Below are 16,274 nucleotides of genomic sequence, written 5' to 3'. Positions count from 1 at the left end.
CAACGCCTCCCTCTGCCACGAGCGCAATCGCGCAACTGAAGAACGCACGACGCTCCGTCGCCCTGACGATTCCACCGAGAGTATTACTGACTGATCGTGGGATAGAGAGAAGCGAATTGTTCTATCGAAGAGACACTGGCTGCTGAGAAATCGGCCAGGACGCTGGGGAGGAATGATGCCGAAATAACCGGCTATGGCGAACGGACGCGTGATCCCGTTTCAACGCCGTGTAAAAGGCCTGAGGACTCCCGATATAGACCAGATGTTTCTGGGCCCTTGTCACTGCTGTATACAACACTTCCCGTGTCAGCATCGGGTAGTGGCTCGAGTGCATCACCACCACGGTGCACGGAAATTCCGACCCCTGAGCCTTGTGGATGGTCAAGCAATAGGCCAGCGCTAACTCGTCCCAGCCTGTTTCCGCATAACAAATTTGTCGGTCCGGATAGGCGACCTGCAGCAGCCGATCCGCTTCTGCCACCTCTGCGACCGACCCGATCTCACCGTTGAACACCAGCTTCTTGTAGTCGTTATCCAAATGGATCACCCGATCCCCGACACGAAAAGGAAAGCCATCGAGAGAGGTCCCGGGATTCATCACGTCCTGCAGCACTCGATTGAGCTCGACCGTCCCCAGCGGCCCCCTCTTCATCGGCGCCAGCACTTGAATCTCATGAGGCTGAAACGGCAGCCTCGGCAGCACCTCGCGCAGCGCCGCGACCACTTCGTCCGGCTCGTTCCGCAGAATGAACTCACACTCCCCCCGCGAACTGGAATGGAGAGAGGGCGCAGCCCCATAGTGGATGTCGTGCGCCAGGCGCACAATCCGTGACCCGGCCGTCTGGCGCTGAATCTCCACGAGTTCCGTAACCGGACAGATCTTGGCTGCGATGACATCGCGGAGAACCTGTCCCGCTCCCACCGCCGGCAGTTGATGGATGTCGCCGACGAGCGCCATCCTGGTCCTAGCCGGATCCAGCGCATTGACCAGCGCTGCCGCCATTTCGAGATCCATCATCGGCGCTTCATCCACCACCAGCAGATCGACCCGCAGAGGCCGTCGCCGATTGAACCGACACCCGTCCCGGGGGTGCCATTCCAGCAACCGATGGATGGTCATGCCGTCGAGGCCGGTTCCCTCCCCCGCCCGCTTGGCCGCTTTCCCTGTGGGCGCCGCCAGCGCCACCTTCAATCCCAGCCGCACGGCCTGGCGCAACAGATATCCGACGGCCATTGTCTTCCCCGTTCCAGGCAATCCCGTCATCACCGACAGACCATGATTCAGCGCCCGTGTGATCGCCTCTTGTTGTATCGGCGTCAGGGCCACGCGCTCCACCGACCCCAGCTCATTCCTGCAGGGGAGAAAGATCTGGCTTGCCAGCTTGCGCAATCCCCCCTCAAGCTGACGCTCGGCCTCATAGAACCGCGGCAGGTAGAAAGCCTGTTCCCACTCCCGGAGCGTCCCGCACTCTCTGGCTTTCGCCACCGCCCTGTCCAACTCGGTCGCTTCAACATCCAGCACCCGTCCCGCCTCGTTCGTCAGGACCTCATGCGGCAGGCAGCTGTGCCCTTTTCCCGCCTCCTGCTCCAGGACATAGTGCAGTCCGGCCATCAGCCGATGGAGATCGTTCACCGCCATCCCTAGTCCTCTGGCGATGCTGTCGGCCCGTTGAAACCCCACCCCATGGAGCTCCACCAAACAGTAAGGATTCGCCCGGATGTGCGTCGCAGCCTCCGGTCCCAACTGCCCGAGGGCCTTGTTCGCCACACTCACACTCAGGCCCATGCCCAACAACTCGGTCAGCGCCGCCGCCTGGCCTTTCTGAATCTGCCACGACTTCACGATATGGTGTATGGTGGACTCGCCGATTCCATGAATCTCGTTGAACTCTTCAGGGTGCAGATCCAACACGGTGAGGGCATCTTTCCCGAAGCGATCCACGATCCGTTGCGCGAGGACCGGCCCGATGCCGTAGATCACGCCAGAGGCGAGATACGCCTTGATGCCTTCGGGCGTGTGAGGTCGTGTCCCGCTGACCGCGACCACGCGGAACTGTTCTCCCCGACTGCCGCACTCCCATCGGCCCACCAGCAGCAGGCGCTGAAGCTGTGCCGGCTGCGTCTGGAACAGCCCCACCACTTTGAAGACCCGTTGCGCCTCGAAATCCGATGCAGCCTTCCCCGTCTCGCGCACGGATAACACCGTAAATCCAGTCTCCGCCTTCCGGTACACGATCCGCAACACTTCCACCTCGACACAGACAGGCGAGCCTGACACTCCACGCTCCTTATGCACCGAGGCACACTTCTCCACTCTCCAGTGGGTAACCTGGCCGCTCCCTACCACGAGCCGGACACTTTGCAGATCACCCGTCCTAACTCATCCCGATTCCGCATGCGACCTGACGCCCACTCTCGCTCTGATGCGAATCGCCGGTGAGCAGAACGATCGCGCTCCCAGGCCGTATCACGGGTCAAGACCCGATTCATCAGTGACGGCAAGTGATGGGGAATCTCCAAGCGCGGCCGTCTCTTTGATGAGACCCCTGTCTCAACTCGGCAACTCTGTCCCGCACGCCGGGCTTCGAGCAAACTCCCGCAAAAGCCGCCAGCCACCGGTTGATGCCGCAGGCAGAGTCCCACTTCCCATGAGTTCATTCGCCTCTCCGCTGCAATAACAGCGCTCGCCGATCCAAGCCACTCTGTTGACTGACCTCGCGTTTTGTTCTGCCATACGCCTTCCTGAGGTTCGACACAAACGCACTACCCTGCCGTCCAGGCCCGCAAGACTCTCGGAGACCGTCCGAGTAAGCGATGCGCGGTGCCCCGCACCAGTGTCCGGACCCGATTCTGTTTTCCATTGTGAACATAGAGACCGTCGCTCCTCTATTTTCACTTTGGACCATTGTGTTCGTTTCTGTGTCTGCTTGCCCTCCGCAACGACGCACTCCTCCCCCTCAATCCGGCGGCCACGACCGCAGAGATCTGCATCTGGTCCTTTATCCCGGTATTTCTGAACATGAGTCCTCGACAGGTGACCTATGCTCGCAGAACTGATCCATCCCCTCGCCGCCATGGGAGCACAGAACTGGCCGTATAGGCCCCGCCCCTCCAGTGCCGGTCCCAACCACTGTTTGCGGAAGCTCGTCTACCACGCCCGCGAGTTTCCACGAAAACAGGCACATGGCCGATTCCTGGTCGTGCTGGACGACAGCTCCTGGCACGAAGAGCTCACGCTGAACTGGATTGAGCAATCGGCGTTTCAGCTGCGGGATCGCCAGACAGAGGTCATCTGCGGAGAGACCATTTTTCAAGGGGAGCCGTACACGATCCTGGGCCACATCGACGGCATCGTCACGGATCTCCTCGGCATTGACAGGCTGCTCGAACACAAGGCCATCGAACACTTCACCTTCCAACGGTATGCAGAGGGCGACTACCCCCTCGATTACTTTGCGCAGGTCTGCTTCTACTTGCACGGGATCAGCACACTCAACCCCGACATCGACGAAGCCCTGCTCCTCATCAAGAACAAGAACCAGAGCGCCTATCTCGAATACAGACTGCGCTACGACTTACCAAACGATCGACTCACCGTGGTCGAGGTCGTGCACTCCAACGGGGAGCGGTCTTTCCTGAAACAGGAGGTCATCGGTCTATACCAGCAAGCGCTCGCCCGATTCACCCAGGTCGAACAGTACCGGGTGGACCAGACCTTGCCCGACCGCCCCTACGACGACGACTCCGATTACCACTGCCAGTACTGTCCCTACTCACGCCTGTGCTGGGAGGGTCACGTGGCTCCGGCCCTCACGAACACGGTGGCCCTCTCAACAGAAATGGCGGCGCTTGCCGCCGAGTACCTTGAACTTGAGGGCAGGATCAAACCGCTCACCAAACGGTTCGACCAGCTCAAGAAGCTGCTCAAAGCCGGCCTCAAGGCGGAGCAAGCCGTCGAAGGAGCGGGGCACGGCTTCGTCGTGCGCATCAACCAATCCACGCAGACCAGACATGACGTGAAGCTGTTGCCATCCTACGTCCAGGAACTGGCCGAGACCACTCTCCCGATCGAGAAGCTCTCGGTGAGTCGGGCGCTCGCCCAGCAGACCCGGACCGTCCAGATCAATCCGGACCCCCGGGTCGCATGATCCCCGCGGGGCCGCCGCACATCTCCGAGATCACCTGATCGATTGTCTCAGTCCATTACAAGGAGGTACATCGCCATGACCCCGACCTTCATTCCGTTCACCCGCATCAACGGTCTGTCCAACCGCCGTCGGTATCCGATCATCGGCAAGATTCGCCTGGGCATCAGAGCGCTCGGCAAGAACGGGGGCTATCCCATCGAAACGCCGTACTTCGTGGTGCCCAAGGAGGTCCAGGAGATCTATGGGGAAAAGCCTATCGAGTTGGACGTCATGTTTCCTTCCAACACTCCGGACCTGATCTTCCCCCAATCCCTCCGGTGGTACGGGAATTCGCACGGGCTGAAGTGCATCGGCAACAAGAAACAGGCCCAGCGCCTCAACGAACGCACCTTCAGATTCGAGCCGCGCGAATGCCCCTGTGACCTTCTCGAGAACGGAGACTGCTCGGAACGAGCCCAGCTCCTCGTCATGCTTCCCAAAATCAGCATGGCCGGTCTCTATCAGATCGACATCGGCAGCTCGAACAGCATGATCGACATCAACTCCTACTTCGACTGGATGAATACCCATATCGGGCGGTTCGCGATGATCCAGCTCAAACTGCGACGGGTCCCCCGCCAAATGGTCCACAAGGGCCAGCCGCGTACGCATTACCCCCTCGTCCTGCGTTTCGATGATTCGGCCGCCGACGTCGGGGAATTGAAAAAGAATAACGAAGCGATCCTCGCCAAGCTCGCCTCCATCGAAGTCCAGGAACCGGAGGACACCAATCCGGCCATAGACCCGCAGGCCACCACGGTCCTCGAACATGACCTCCCCCAGGCGTTGTCCCTGAACGGAGATGGCTCGGACCCCGTCGAGTGCGCAACGTCTCAGCCGCCGACCGCATCCGTTCCGGCACCGCCTGTGCAACAGGCAGTTCATTCCCTCTCTGCCACCGCAGACGCACCTGCAGTGCCATTGCTGACCGATCCCCAGAAGCGGCGTATTCTGCGAAGGGTCACGGAAGCGAGATTGCCCGAGGACATCATTCTCGCCAAGATCCAGCACCTGACGAAGAAGGATGCCTCGGCCCTGATTTCCCAACTCGACCGACAGGACTTCTCTTTCTTCGACGCCGCTGCATCAGCCACGCAGCCGGCACCTTCAGTCGCGCAGTCTCAGGCTCTGGAACCCCATACAAATGGAACGGCAAACGAATCGTCCTCGTTCGACCAAGCCGAGGATCAGGAATTCCCACCGGTCGATGGCCGAGGGTTGCCGGCCATCATTCCTGGTGCGGGAGGAGTCGAATTCTAACGAAGACTGCTATTCGGCCGAACTTAGGGAATTGATAGGCGCGAACGCAAGTTTCAGGTCACTCAGTTGTCTGACACGATCATCCCGTTGACCAACTACGGCAGAATCCACGGGCACGCATTTAGACGTAGGCCCAAGGTGGCACGCCAGGGCCGCGAATGCCACAATCCGATGGAGCGCCGCGGCGCACTCATTCACGATGAGACCGATTCTGGGGTAGGCGAGCTCGCGCTTCGCTCTTCGACGTTGACCGATGTCCCGCACGCCTGTATAATTTTGTCATACAGCGAGGTGGAAATGAAGCGTGGACGCGTCCCTCTCACAGTCTCGGTCCCCTCCGAGTTGGCGACCAAGTTCGAGAAGCTGGCCAAGGCTGAGGCGAAGAACAAGAGCCAGCTCTTCCGTGAGATGGTCTCCGTCTATGAGCAGCGCCGGCGGGAGGAGGAGTTTCTCGCACTTCAGCGCTACGGTGCCAGACAGGCACGCAAAAAACGGGTGCTGACGGAAGCCGATGTCGAAGCCCTGGTCTTCCAGGACCGCTGACCGTGCGCGTCGTCTTCGACACGAACATCTACGTGTCAGCCTTTGGGATTCCTGGCGGTCGGGCGGAAGAAGCCTACCTCGGCGCCCTCCGTGGAAGATTCGAACTCTTCACTTCAGTCCCGATCCTCACAGAGACGGCGACGGTCCTCCAGAGCAAGTTCGACTGGGCAGAGGAGAAGACGCGGGAATTAGTGCAAGCGATCAGCCGCGTTGCCATCGTCGTCAGGACCACTTCCCGTCTCCGTGTAGTAGAAGATGAACCCGACAACCGCATCCTCGAGTGCGCGGTTCACGCCCATGCGGACTTCATCGTCACAGGCGATCGGCATCTCCTGATACTTGGGAATTACAAAGGTGTGCAGCTGATCCGGTTGACCGACTTCCTCGAGCTTCTTGCGGGTACCGAGTGAAGCGACGCGTGAGCAGCGAGCCGTCCTCCCTGCTTTGAAAGATTTCCCGCCTCCAGAGGGATCGAGTCGCTTCTCATTCCTCCCGCTTGCCGGTGTGAAGAGTCAGCGCATAGGGCGGGCACTACCACGGGCAGTGGCGGATAGCCAAAAAACACGAAGGGTGACAGGAGATCACTCTCGTCAGCCCCCCAGACAGCCGGCTTACTTTTTCTGCCCAACCTCGACCTTTGCGGCCTGCAAGCCGTTGATCAGCTTCATCCAGGCAGGCGGCAGGACGCTGGCGAGTTCACCCAGGCCCTTCTCTGAAATGTTACGAAGTACGTCGAACAGCCCGACACCCCCCTCTTCTTTTCTCACCAACGGCAACATCCAATCCGGGAAATATCCTGCTGCCACCAAATAGTCCTCGACCGGCTGGCCCAATGCCACGGCCAAGGCGCGCACCTCACTCTTCGTCAAGCCTGTCAGCCCGGCCGCGACCAACCCGAGCCGCCCATTGAAACTCAACTGAGCATCCAACAGCCTGATTTCGTGTTCCCGTCGTCCCGCGAGATCAGCCTGCAGCCGCCTTTGAAACTCATCAGGCATTTTCTCTTCCACGCGAGGCGACAGATAGGCAGCCACTTCTGGAGAGACAATTAATCGAGCACGAGCCAGCAAGAGCCTTTGTGCCACCGCAGCCCGCTCCTGAGGATCCTCACAACAGACCCGTGCAATTGCCCGCAGCGTTTCATCGCTCGGTAACGCCCCGCTCTTTTCATCCTCGATCTGGTAGAGGTGCGCTGGCGACATCTTGAGCTGTCGAGCCAACTCCCTCGGATTCAGTCCTGCCCGCGTCCGCACGTCCCTGATTAAGTTCCACAGAGCTGTCTCGGCCATCCTTGTCGTCCTATCTATAAATTAGTTTACTGACATATAACAGACTGATCCACGGGTGTAAAGATCTCTCTCGAAATACCGTCATTTTATATCTTATTGATTATAGACGATTATAATTTCATACACGCGAGTCTGTATTACTCAAACGGCACAAGTTCACCTTTTTTGTAGGCATCTTGATATCTGTTAATTAGTTAACATACAATGCCGATTCAACGCCAAACTGAATTCTCCAAGAGCGTGTTCAACATGAGCCAACGGGAATCCGCCTCTGCCGAACGCCACATAGGACACAGGGCTGCGATGCTCTCGCGCGCCCTGCTCAAGCCAGCTGTACGGCTCGCTCCGAATCCCTTCCAGTTCCGCATCCGGAAAGTACATTGCTCCAGCATGCAAGGCTTCATCCCCGTCTGCCGATGGTCGTCCATGGGACAAGAACCGGTACCTGTCCGGCTTCGGAAGAGGAACATTCTGAGGGAACGTAACAGTCCTTCACCGCATCAAAGTCTTTCCAATTTATGTCGCCCTTGATGTCTGTCAACAGATTTACATACGCAGAGGAAAGGGATCACCATGTTTGGGCCTTCTAACAGTTCGTTGCACGTCACCAATCCCCCCAACGCCATCTTCGAGCTCTGGCAGAAGCATGACAAACTCATCGAGGCCGTGATTGATCGCTACCACTGCCTCGATCCGGCCGTCAGCCGGGAAGATCTTAAACAACAATCGTTCATCGCCTTCGTGGAGGGCCTCGCGAACTACGACTTCACCAAAGGGGCTTACTGCCAACTGAGCAGCTACATCTACCGATTCCTCCAGAAAGAGTTCCACCGGCTCGTCCCAGGCCGGGACAAAATCGTCCTGGTCGAGGATGCCAGCGGGACCTTCCTCAAATTCGTCGAATACTCCACCTATGAAAAACGCAAGCGAGAATTCCGGGAACTCGGCTACCGCACGACCATCCTCTCCCGCATCGAGCGATTCCGGGAGACCTCGTTCCAGGATTCGCGGGGTGATGCCGGCGAGGATCCTCACGACGAACCCCCCTCACAGGCTTGTCTCGACGATCAAGACTGCGCAACGGATCTCTCATCCCTGGACGACGAACACTCGATCCTGGCATGGATGGATGCGCCGCACCCGGAGCGACTCAGTGGACACCAGCCTGCTTGTTAACACATCAAGGCAGGAGATCCACTCGCTGGCACGGGAACTCGGGATCGCCCTTGGACTCACTTGCCCGCAGACCGACGCGCTCGGCGAGGTGGAATACATCTCGCTGCCGGCGTTCCGCCACGTACTGAGCCGGTTCCGCATCGCACACAGTTTCCAGCAGCTCCGCGTCTGGCTCCTCCTCCCCCGCACCCATCTTCCGACCCCGCTGCAGTTTCTCCTTTGTCACGCGCCGGAGCGATGGCATCTCCTCCGAACCCGCGGCCGCGGCGGGCGCAACGGCCGCCGCTACGCCATCCCTCTCAGCTTTCTGTCGCAGGAGGCGCAGGACTTCGTCCGCCTTCGCCAGCTCGTACGGAAGGACATCTCTGCTGACACCTTGATCCGGACGATTCGCACATTGCTCGCGGCCAACCCCCGACTGAGATCGACAGAGATCCATCGGCACTTACAACAGGAAGGCTTCACCATCCACTATCAGGCTGTGCGGAAAGCAGCCGGCACCATCAAACTCGGAGGACTGTATGCAACCCTCGGTCATGATTCCAGTCAACCAGCTCATCGTTAACCGGGAATACAAAGACCTCTTTCCGCCGCTCGCCGGCTGCGACTTCGACGACCTCTGCCAAAGCGTCGCGGAAGTCGGCATCCTCTGCCATCTGCTCGTCGAGCGCACCGGCGACAAGTACACGATTCTCTCCGGCCATCACCGCTACGAGGCCGCCATCCGAGCCAATCTCAGCGAGGTGCCTTGCAGCATCGCCACCACGCTGGAAGAAAAGATCGCCGCGCTGTTCGACAACATCCATCGCCGTCACCTCTCACCGCACGACCAGGAACGACTCCGCTTGTGCGAGGCCGATTGGAAACGCAAGGCCCTCGAAAGCCTCATCCCGGAGCTGCAGTCCTTGATTCCTTACCTCCCCGGCGAGATCAAGCTCACCCTCGCCGCCGCCTCGCCCGAGCGCCAGCGTGCCTATCTCACCGAACTGCAGAAGCGGCTCACCGCTCAATACAACTCCGTTGCGCCAGTCGGGCCCGCTGCCGAGCAGAGTTCCTTGATCGAGGATCTCCGGCAGCAACTCCAGGAGAAACAGCTTCAGATCCAGTCCCTCAACGACCGGATCACGGCGCTCCAACAGACCCTCAAGCAGGCCAAGTCCCTCGCCACGACGCTGACTTCAAAACAGAAGACCGCAAACGCCACCGTCGATCAGGCCGTGCAGAGCCGTTTCCAGTCCGAACTTGAGGACTTCCGGCAACGGCTTGAGGATCTCTCCAAGCAACTCCACGCCGCTCAGAAGGACAAGGAGACGCTGGAGGAACAACTTCAGCAGGAACGCAACCGGATCAAGGCCATGGAGGCAGAGGTGAAAGCCGCTGCGCTCCAACAGCAGCAGGCTGTCGACCGATTCCAGGACTCACTCCGACACAGCCCGGGACCCGAGCTCCTCTGCAACGGACTCGATTGCGCCAGTCAGATCCTCGCCACATTGGCGGTTTATGCGAAGACCATCACGACTTGGAATCCCGGTACCCCAGGCCAGGCGGCCAAGTCCTTGCAGAAGATCGAGCAACAGCTCGGACTGCTCCGCCAGACCATCACGACGACTACTCGCAGGGTCCAGGACTCTCAGCCGCTAGGGAATGGGACGCCTCAACTCAACATGATCAGCGCTGGGGCCGCCAAACTGAGCGCCGGGCGACCAAGGAACAAGGGAACCTCACTGGATGGATGACGATCCGCCAGTCCACTCGCAGCCGTAGGCCTTCAGGACCTGGCCAAGTGGCCAGGTTCCCCCTACTAATGTCCAGGTGCGCGGAGTGTTATCTTGCTGGTATAAGAACCATGCACCATCACAATGGTATAAACCCTCTCCCAGAGCCACTTTTCCCTATGGACTGTCTTGACGCTTCACCGCTCTCTGCCTGCAACGAAGTGGCCAACGCTGCGCTCCCGCATTCTTCGCTCTTGCAGCGCATCCGGGTGGCCCTCAGTAAAATCAGCCTCTATAACCAGGCCGCCAAAGAACCCGAATCCTGCCCCTATTCGCTGATCGAACAGCAAATCCTCACGCTGCTCATGGCATCGCAACTCCACAGCCTGTTCCGGAGCAGCCTCGCGCGTGCGCTCGATGTGTGGTGCGCGAGCCTGGATGAAGCCATCCAACAACTGGTCCTCAAGGGTCTCATTGAAGCGCATGCAACCGAACTCCCCTCAAGAGACATGCTGGTGACCCTTCAACCGGCCGGGGCGCTCGTCGCCCATCACCTCATCCAATGGCCCCATGCACTCGACTCCGTCCTTGAATCCCTCAGTCCTTCCACCCAGGAAGAACTCTACGTCGACCTGCTCCACACCATTCTGCAGCTTCAGGAGACCAAGAAGATCCCCATCAGCCTGATGTGTATCACCTGCCGGCACTTCCGGTCTATGCAATACCCCGAGAATCCGGACAGACCGCACCATTGCGCCTTCGTCGAGGCTCCCTTTGGCGGTCGGGACCTGCAGATCAACTGCCCAGAACATTCCGACACAGACCAGCCGCCACCTCCCTCCCTTCTCTAACCACGATTTCTCTGCCGCTCCGAACCGACCTCCTTCATTTCCTTCGCCGGTGTCCGGGATGCCTGAGCCACTTTTCGCCAAGCCGTAATACGTTTGTAGCTTGGACCCCGCGTTACCATGATCTTCCGCCTAATCCTCACCAATGCACCCCTCGCACTTCTGCAAGAGCGGGACCGATGATCGCCCCCGGCAAGAGCCCGACGCGATTCGTGTTTACCTTTCACGCGACCGTCTTACGGAAGGATCCCGCGTTCGTCGCTCGGGTCACATGGGACTTCACACAACAGATAATCCATTGGGAACCTGTGCCGGTCGAGCGGAAACCGAAAGGCCGGTTTCATGCGGAGGTTACCGGAGCGTTCGCCGCTTCGGTGGGGGACATCATCGAGGCGCAGCGCGGACGGACCAAAGACCGGGACAGCCGCGCGTTCTTCCTCGTGGCCCCCTCCGGGACGCTCATCCTCGTCGCGTTTGCTGATGAATTGGATGACGTGATCCGGGTCGGAAACTATCTCGCCGGCCGGCTCGCAGTCGAGGATCTCGGCAAGGGAGGCTGGGTCTTCGACAAAGTACGGAGCGACTGGAAAGGGAATCCGGTCGACGCCCGGCCGCTCAAGCTTGAGAAGACCGCCTCATCCACTTCATCAAGCCTGCGTAAGGGCCTGGACCAGGACCCACAGAACTCAGCCGCGCAGGGCGGGCGTCCACCCTGGACATGATGAGGTGCGGATGCGCCTTGGACTCCTGGGCTTCACCGTCGCGCTTCACCTGTCCACCACCTATTCACTCAGGCCCTTTCGGCTCTCTCGGCATCGCAGCTGGACCGCCCCTTGGTGGCGCCCGGTGAAGTCGGCGGGGACTCGGCCGTTATGAGGGGACTGATCACGGGGAACTTCACGTTGACATAGAGGGGTGTAGTATCCAAAGTTTGCCCCTTATAGGTCTGCCCGTAGGTGCGGAAATAGAACCAGCGTTTCGGCAAAGACATCACCCGATCGCGCAGGACCTGCCGCTGCTCCGCCAATCTCATCGTCACCCCTCCGCCGACGGAAATAATCGGCTCAGGCCTGGTCACCAGGGGCGTCGAATCCTCCACATACTGCGCCGTCTCCGGGTGGTTCACGAGAAAGTAGGCCCAGGAGTTGATGTTGTCCATAATGCTCTGCGCTGCGTAGGGACCGACTTCCTCCTGAATCTGCGCCAGGGACTGGGTATAGAGATGAATCCAGATATTGGCCCCGCCGCCCTTATTGAACAGCTCTTTGATATCCGGATAGAGCACGTTATGGCCCTCGTCGATGTGCAGGCACAAGGGGGGAGTGAGCGCACGCCCTGAGGCAAACAGTCGGCCCACCAGACTCTGAATCATGGAGATGAAGACCTTCGCGATGATATGCGCCGTGCGGCGCGTCAACAGCGTCCCGGTATTGCAGACCATGATCACGCGCTTCCCGGATTCCAGCCGGCGAATGAATTCATTCGTCTTCGCCTTGCCGATAATCCGTCCCGTCGTACCGAACGTGAGAGCCGACAACATGGTTTGCAGCGACGCGGATACCTTCGCGTAAAAGTCCTGCATATTGGGACCGTGCGTGATTTGATCGATGGCCAGGCAGAGTTCCTCCGTGCCAGGCAGCGCCTGCAACGTATCGCGGAATTGCATCAGATCCTTGTGCCCTACCCGTAGCTTCACATCGTAGAAGGAAATCTGAGGCGGGATCCCCTTCGCCTTGGCAAGCACGATCAGCCCCGAGACGACCACCTGGGCCACCTGCGTCGCGATCGCAATGTAGAAATCCTCCCGCGCTTTGATCCCCGACACGATGTGATTCACCAGCTCATCTTCCATGTAGTAGCTCGACAACGGGTCCAGGTAGACCGACTCCTCGGGAAAGATTGGCGTGAGCAGCATCAATTCATCCAACCGTCCGCACTCGGCCGCTGTTTGGACGATTTTTGAGAACAGCTCGATGTCGCCCTTTGGATCGACCACCACCACTGAGTAGCCTTTCCTGATGTCCTGCTCGACGATATTCTCCACCAGACGCGTCTTGCCCACCCGCGTTGTTCCAAGACACCCGAAATGGCCGCTCCGATCGGCATCCCGGATCGCAAAGATGCCTTCCTGCCGGATGTCGTCGAGATTCGCGCCGAAGCCCAACAACGTCAGGTCCGGATGAACCGGTCGCGCTTTGCCCTTGCTGTTGATTGCACGGAGCAGCTCCAACGAAGAAGCTATTTTCGCAGCCTCATTGTTCGATACCGACATGGCGAGGTCCCCCTCACTGGATTACTACCGGTGTTGGCAATTCTCACGGAGGATCAACCACCCGGCGAAAACGTGACGAGCGCACGTTCTGTTCGCTCCTCCATTGTCGGCACACATGTATGTGGCCCCTCAAAAACGCAGTGGCCTGTTTCTTACCCTCGAGGGGTATACATGATGATAGCCATCCCGATGAGACACACCATGGCTCCGAATGCATCATATCTGTCTGGTTGATTTCCATCGGCTGCCCAGCCCCACAGAAGCGACAGGACGATAAACATCCCTCCATACGCGGCGTAGACACGTCCGAAGTGTGCCGGTTGGAACGGCGGAATGATTCCATACAGAATCAGGATTGCGGCTCCGGCCACGGCATAGCCTATGCCTTTTCCCTCGCGAAACCACAGCCAGACCAGGTAGCCACCGCCGATTTCGCACACGCCAGCGAGTACAAACAGCCCAAGTGATACAGAAATAGGCATCAAACTCCTCCCTCCTGATGACGATATGGGATATATCGCTCCCCGCGTTGCTCCGGAGACTTGTCTCAAATTCCATAGGTCCCAGACAAGCTCCTTGACTCCGTACTATGGTACAGGGTGTATCGTGACCGATGAGGTACATATGACAACCGAACTCAAGATCGGGCAGTTCGCGAAACAGGTGGGCGTGAATATCGAGACGATCCGCTATTACGAGCGACTGAATTTGCTCGGTCCGACATCACGACTCCCATCTGGCTACCGGCTGTACGACAGAGATTCTCAACGGCGGCTGCGGTTCATCAAGAATGCGCAGACGTTGGGCTTCACGCTCCATGAGATCGAGGAACTCCTCGATCTCCGGGTCAGTTCGAAGGCCCGCTGTGGTGATGTCCAACGAAAAGCGGAGGCCAAATTGAAACACGTGGAAGCCAAAGTGCGCGACCTGCAATCGCTTGCGACGGCGCTGCAACGCTTGATCCGCACCTGCCGGGCCGGGCAGCCGACCGATCATTGTCCAATCTTGCAAAGTCTCGAGGGAGAGAAGGCGGGAACGGTTCATGCCACAAAGAGGAGGTAGCGATCATGTGTCCATATGAAGAATGATTGGGCTTTTGTCCGTTGGTTGTCGTTCGTCGAATCTGGTCGCGGCTGGTCGGACAACATCCTGACAAAGCCTGGCTGCCTATGCACTGGGTCACGGAGCGTCGACACTGAAGGCGGAGTAACGCCTCGAAGGCGACGTCATGAAGACACGGGACGAGGGAGGGAAGGTCCAATGACAAGAGCATGCTGTTGTGAAACCGACGTGAACCAAAGTCAGGCCAATCAGATCCCCGGCCGCACCGAGCAGGGCGGCATGATTGTGCCGACTGCGACCGACCGAGCCAAGACCCTGGCCTCAATGGCGGGGAGCATGCTGGGATGGGATCAGCACAAGCTGAGCGCTCAGGAAGACGCGGTTCGGCGGTACATCCTCGCCCAGTATCCTCTTCAAGGGCGGTCGCCAACGGTACAGGAGATCAGCCAGGCGCTTGGCCTGACTCCGGACGGCACGAAGACCATTCTGCAGCGCCTCGATGCATGGGACATGCTGAGCCTGGAGCCGGAGTCCTCTATGATCCGTCTCGCCTATCCGTTCTCGTCGGTTCCGACGCCGCATGTGGTGAAATTTGACCAGTGGTCGGAAGCGAAACCTGTCTATGCGCAGTGCGCGATTGATGCCTTGGGTCTGGCGTTCATGTTACATCGTGATCTGTCCATCACGTCTTCCTGTGCGTCCTGCGCCAAGGCCATCGCCATCACGGTGCGCGACCAAACGATCGTCGCGCACAGCCCATCCGACACCTTGGTGTGGGCAGGCACGATACAAGAGGGACCCGTCGCAGCCTCCGCGTGCCCCGCCATCAATTTCTTTTGTTCGGCCGCGCACGTTGAGAAATGGCTGCGGAAGCAACCCAATGCCGTTGGGTCAGTGATAAGCCTCGGTGAGACGCTCTATATCGGTAAGGCCATCTTCGAGCCCCTGCTCGCCACGCCGTCTCGCTCAAACCTTGATCCGTTGGAAAGCCATGACGCGGGACTATCGGCAACGGGAACGGTGGCGAGTACCTCGATCGCCGGGCTCGTCGCAGCGTTCTTGGCCTCCGTGTGCTGTATCGGGCCGCTGGTGTTCGCCGCACTCGGTGTCGGAGTCGGCGCCACAGGTGCTCTGGCCAGCACAGCCGGGTTCCTGAAAGCGCTGCTGCCCTACCGGCCTGTCTTTGTCGGACTGACGCTGCTCTTGCTTGGCATCAGCTTCTATCACGCGTACCGGAAACCTTCATCCGTGTGCGCGACAGAGGCGGGATGTGCTCGATCAGTGAATGGGCTGAACCGGACGTGGCTGTGGCTGATAGCGGCCCTGGCACTGGTGTTGGTCTTGGCGCCCTATTGGTTAGCCTTGTGAGACTGGGGATGACGCGTGATGAATGAGCGTTCAACCTGATGCGGCCGGCACGACTATTCGCTCTAAGCTCTCTTTTGAACGGAGGTGATCAGGCATGTGGCAAGTGATCCGGATAGGTCTCCTTGTCGGGGTGATGATGCTTGCGCTGACTGAGTTCCATAGTCTTTCGGCTGAGAACCAGGGAGTTCAGACGGTCACTATGCAGATCGACGGCATGACGTGCGGGGCTTGCGTCAAGGACGTCAAAGCCGCTCTCGCCAAGGTCCCGGGCGTCAGCGCGGTTGAGGTCAGGTTGGGAAAAAAGTGGATCTTTTTCTCCGATTATTCAGACGCCCGTGCATCAGTGACGTTCGATCCGGAGAAGGTGGGCATGGAAGCGTTGATCAAGGCCATCGAAGGGGCGGGCAGCCCGCTGTCGCCGTACAAGGCTCGCCTGCTGCAGAAATAGCTGGTAGTCGATGGCGAACAGCCAAGAAGTCACCCCCCAACATCCTCCTTGGAGTGGACAGGACTCGTGGGGGCAGCCTGGATATGTTCGCTATTCGCTCCGTGCC

Annotated in this window: 16 protein-coding genes; 12 read left to right on the top strand and 4 right to left on the bottom strand. The window is 59.1% G+C overall.

Annotation, left to right across the window (positions count from 1 at the left end):
• Window positions 1-121 precede the first annotated feature (121 nt).
• The gene (recD2, locus tag NITMOv2_RS07245) at window positions 122-2,278 is read right to left on the bottom strand and encodes an SF1B family DNA helicase RecD2 (protein ID WP_187299395.1); all 2,157 of its coding nucleotides are present in this window, start codon (window positions 2,276-2,278) and stop codon (window positions 122-124) included.
• 763 nt (window positions 2,279-3,041) lie between these two features.
• Here recD2 and NITMOv2_RS07240 point away from each other — a divergent pair.
• From NITMOv2_RS07240 to NITMOv2_RS07225, 4 genes are all read left to right on the top strand, one after another.
• Window positions 3,042-4,148 (top strand): hypothetical protein, encoded by a 1,107-nt coding sequence (locus tag NITMOv2_RS07240; RefSeq protein WP_053379229.1) that lies wholly within the window; start codon window positions 3,042-3,044, stop codon window positions 4,146-4,148.
• Between the two features lie 75 nt (window positions 4,149-4,223).
• Entirely contained in the window at window positions 4,224-5,447 is a 1,224-nt protein-coding gene (locus tag NITMOv2_RS07235) for a recombination directionality factor (RefSeq protein ID WP_053379228.1), read from the top strand.
• A gap of 297 nt (window positions 5,448-5,744) precedes the next feature.
• Window positions 5,745-5,990 (top strand): ribbon-helix-helix protein, CopG family, encoded by a 246-nt coding sequence (locus NITMOv2_RS07230; RefSeq protein WP_053382021.1) that lies wholly within the window; start codon window positions 5,745-5,747, stop codon window positions 5,988-5,990.
• Window positions 5,991-5,992: 2 nt separating this feature from the next.
• Window positions 5,993-6,400: a putative toxin-antitoxin system toxin component, PIN family gene (locus NITMOv2_RS07225; RefSeq protein WP_053379227.1), complete on the top strand. Its 408-nt coding sequence runs from the start codon at window positions 5,993-5,995 to the stop codon at window positions 6,398-6,400.
• 201 nt (window positions 6,401-6,601) lie between these two features.
• Here the strand turns inward: NITMOv2_RS07225 and NITMOv2_RS07220 are convergent, their stop codons facing one another.
• Complete coding sequence (locus NITMOv2_RS07220; protein ID WP_053379226.1) at window positions 6,602-7,279, bottom strand: helix-turn-helix transcriptional regulator; 678 nt, start codon at window positions 7,277-7,279, stop codon at window positions 6,602-6,604.
• A gap of 573 nt (window positions 7,280-7,852) precedes the next feature.
• Here NITMOv2_RS07220 and NITMOv2_RS07215 point away from each other — a divergent pair.
• From NITMOv2_RS07215 to NITMOv2_RS07190, 5 genes are all read left to right on the top strand, one after another.
• A complete protein-coding gene (locus NITMOv2_RS07215; protein WP_145976212.1) occupies window positions 7,853-8,455 on the top strand; it encodes a hypothetical protein in 603 nt (200 codons plus the stop codon).
• Window positions 8,433-9,020, top strand: a complete 588-nt coding sequence (locus NITMOv2_RS23340; protein WP_145976211.1) for a hypothetical protein — start codon at window positions 8,433-8,435, stop codon at window positions 9,018-9,020. The genes NITMOv2_RS07215 and NITMOv2_RS23340 overlap by 23 nt, the downstream gene beginning before the upstream one ends.
• Window positions 8,977-10,191 (top strand): ParB/RepB/Spo0J family partition protein, encoded by a 1,215-nt coding sequence (locus tag NITMOv2_RS07205; protein WP_053379223.1) that lies wholly within the window; start codon window positions 8,977-8,979, stop codon window positions 10,189-10,191. The genes NITMOv2_RS23340 and NITMOv2_RS07205 overlap by 44 nt, the downstream gene beginning before the upstream one ends.
• A gap of 158 nt (window positions 10,192-10,349) precedes the next feature.
• The gene (locus NITMOv2_RS23335; protein ID WP_145976210.1) at window positions 10,350-11,021 is read left to right on the top strand and encodes a MarR family winged helix-turn-helix transcriptional regulator; all 672 of its coding nucleotides are present in this window, start codon (window positions 10,350-10,352) and stop codon (window positions 11,019-11,021) included.
• A 176-nt stretch (window positions 11,022-11,197) separates the two neighbouring features.
• Window positions 11,198-11,740 carry a hypothetical protein gene (locus tag NITMOv2_RS07190; protein ID WP_053379220.1) on the top strand — a complete coding sequence of 181 codons (543 nt, stop codon included), beginning with the start codon at window positions 11,198-11,200 and terminating at the stop codon, window positions 11,738-11,740.
• Between the two features lie 68 nt (window positions 11,741-11,808).
• Here the strand turns inward: NITMOv2_RS07190 and NITMOv2_RS07185 are convergent, their stop codons facing one another.
• Window positions 11,809-13,290: a type IV secretory system conjugative DNA transfer family protein gene (locus tag NITMOv2_RS07185; RefSeq protein WP_083447839.1), complete on the bottom strand. Its 1,482-nt coding sequence runs from the start codon at window positions 13,288-13,290 to the stop codon at window positions 11,809-11,811.
• A gap of 152 nt (window positions 13,291-13,442) precedes the next feature.
• Complete coding sequence (locus tag NITMOv2_RS07180; protein ID WP_053379218.1) at window positions 13,443-13,772, bottom strand: YnfA family protein; 330 nt, start codon at window positions 13,770-13,772, stop codon at window positions 13,443-13,445.
• 142 nt (window positions 13,773-13,914) lie between these two features.
• Here NITMOv2_RS07180 and NITMOv2_RS07175 point away from each other — a divergent pair, with 142 nt between their 5' ends.
• The 3 genes from NITMOv2_RS07175 (at window position 13,915) to NITMOv2_RS07165 (ending at window position 16,168) form a co-directional block, all read left to right on the top strand.
• Window positions 13,915-14,352, top strand: a complete 438-nt coding sequence (locus NITMOv2_RS07175) for a heavy metal-responsive transcriptional regulator (protein WP_053379217.1) — start codon at window positions 13,915-13,917, stop codon at window positions 14,350-14,352.
• Between the two features lie 15 nt (window positions 14,353-14,367).
• Window positions 14,368-15,720, top strand: coding sequence for a mercuric transporter MerT family protein (locus tag NITMOv2_RS07170; RefSeq protein ID WP_083447837.1), 1,353 nt, complete (start codon window positions 14,368-14,370; stop codon window positions 15,718-15,720).
• A gap of 94 nt (window positions 15,721-15,814) precedes the next feature.
• On the top strand, window positions 15,815-16,168 hold the full coding sequence (locus NITMOv2_RS07165) for a heavy-metal-associated domain-containing protein (protein ID WP_053379215.1): 354 nt from the start codon (window positions 15,815-15,817) through the stop codon (window positions 16,166-16,168).
• Window positions 16,169-16,274: the final 106 nt, after the last annotated feature.

This window comes from Nitrospira moscoviensis (assembly GCF_001273775.1).
Classification (GTDB): Bacteria; Nitrospirota; Nitrospiria; order Nitrospirales; family Nitrospiraceae; genus Nitrospira_D; species Nitrospira_D moscoviensis.
Note: the sequence above shows the minus strand (reverse complement) of the source record. Positions and strands in the feature narration are given on the sequence as shown.

Coding starts and splice junctions, on each gene's coding strand:
- NITMOv2_RS07240 (WP_053379229.1), top strand. CDS start 3,042: ATGCTCGCAGAACTGATCCATCCCCTCGCCGCCATGGGAGCACAGAAC.
- NITMOv2_RS07235 (WP_053379228.1), top strand. CDS start 4,224: ATGACCCCGACCTTCATTCCGTTCACCCGCATCAACGGTCTGTCCAAC.
- NITMOv2_RS07230 (WP_053382021.1), top strand. CDS start 5,745: ATGAAGCGTGGACGCGTCCCTCTCACAGTCTCGGTCCCCTCCGAGTTG.
- NITMOv2_RS07220 (WP_053379226.1), bottom strand. CDS start 7,279: ATGGCCGAGACAGCTCTGTGGAACTTAATCAGGGACGTGCGGACGCGG.
- NITMOv2_RS07215 (WP_145976212.1), top strand. CDS start 7,853: ATGTTTGGGCCTTCTAACAGTTCGTTGCACGTCACCAATCCCCCCAAC.
- NITMOv2_RS07205 (WP_053379223.1), top strand. CDS start 8,977: ATGCAACCCTCGGTCATGATTCCAGTCAACCAGCTCATCGTTAACCGG.
- NITMOv2_RS23335 (WP_145976210.1), top strand. CDS start 10,350: ATGGACTGTCTTGACGCTTCACCGCTCTCTGCCTGCAACGAAGTGGCC.
- NITMOv2_RS07190 (WP_053379220.1), top strand. CDS start 11,198: ATGATCGCCCCCGGCAAGAGCCCGACGCGATTCGTGTTTACCTTTCAC.
- NITMOv2_RS07185 (WP_083447839.1), bottom strand. CDS start 13,290: ATGTCGGTATCGAACAATGAGGCTGCGAAAATAGCTTCTTCGTTGGAG.
- NITMOv2_RS07180 (WP_053379218.1), bottom strand. CDS start 13,772: ATGCCTATTTCTGTATCACTTGGGCTGTTTGTACTCGCTGGCGTGTGC.
- NITMOv2_RS07175 (WP_053379217.1), top strand. CDS start 13,915: ATGACAACCGAACTCAAGATCGGGCAGTTCGCGAAACAGGTGGGCGTG.
- NITMOv2_RS07170 (WP_083447837.1), top strand. CDS start 14,368: ATGAAGAATGATTGGGCTTTTGTCCGTTGGTTGTCGTTCGTCGAATCT.
- NITMOv2_RS07165 (WP_053379215.1), top strand. CDS start 15,815: ATGTGGCAAGTGATCCGGATAGGTCTCCTTGTCGGGGTGATGATGCTT.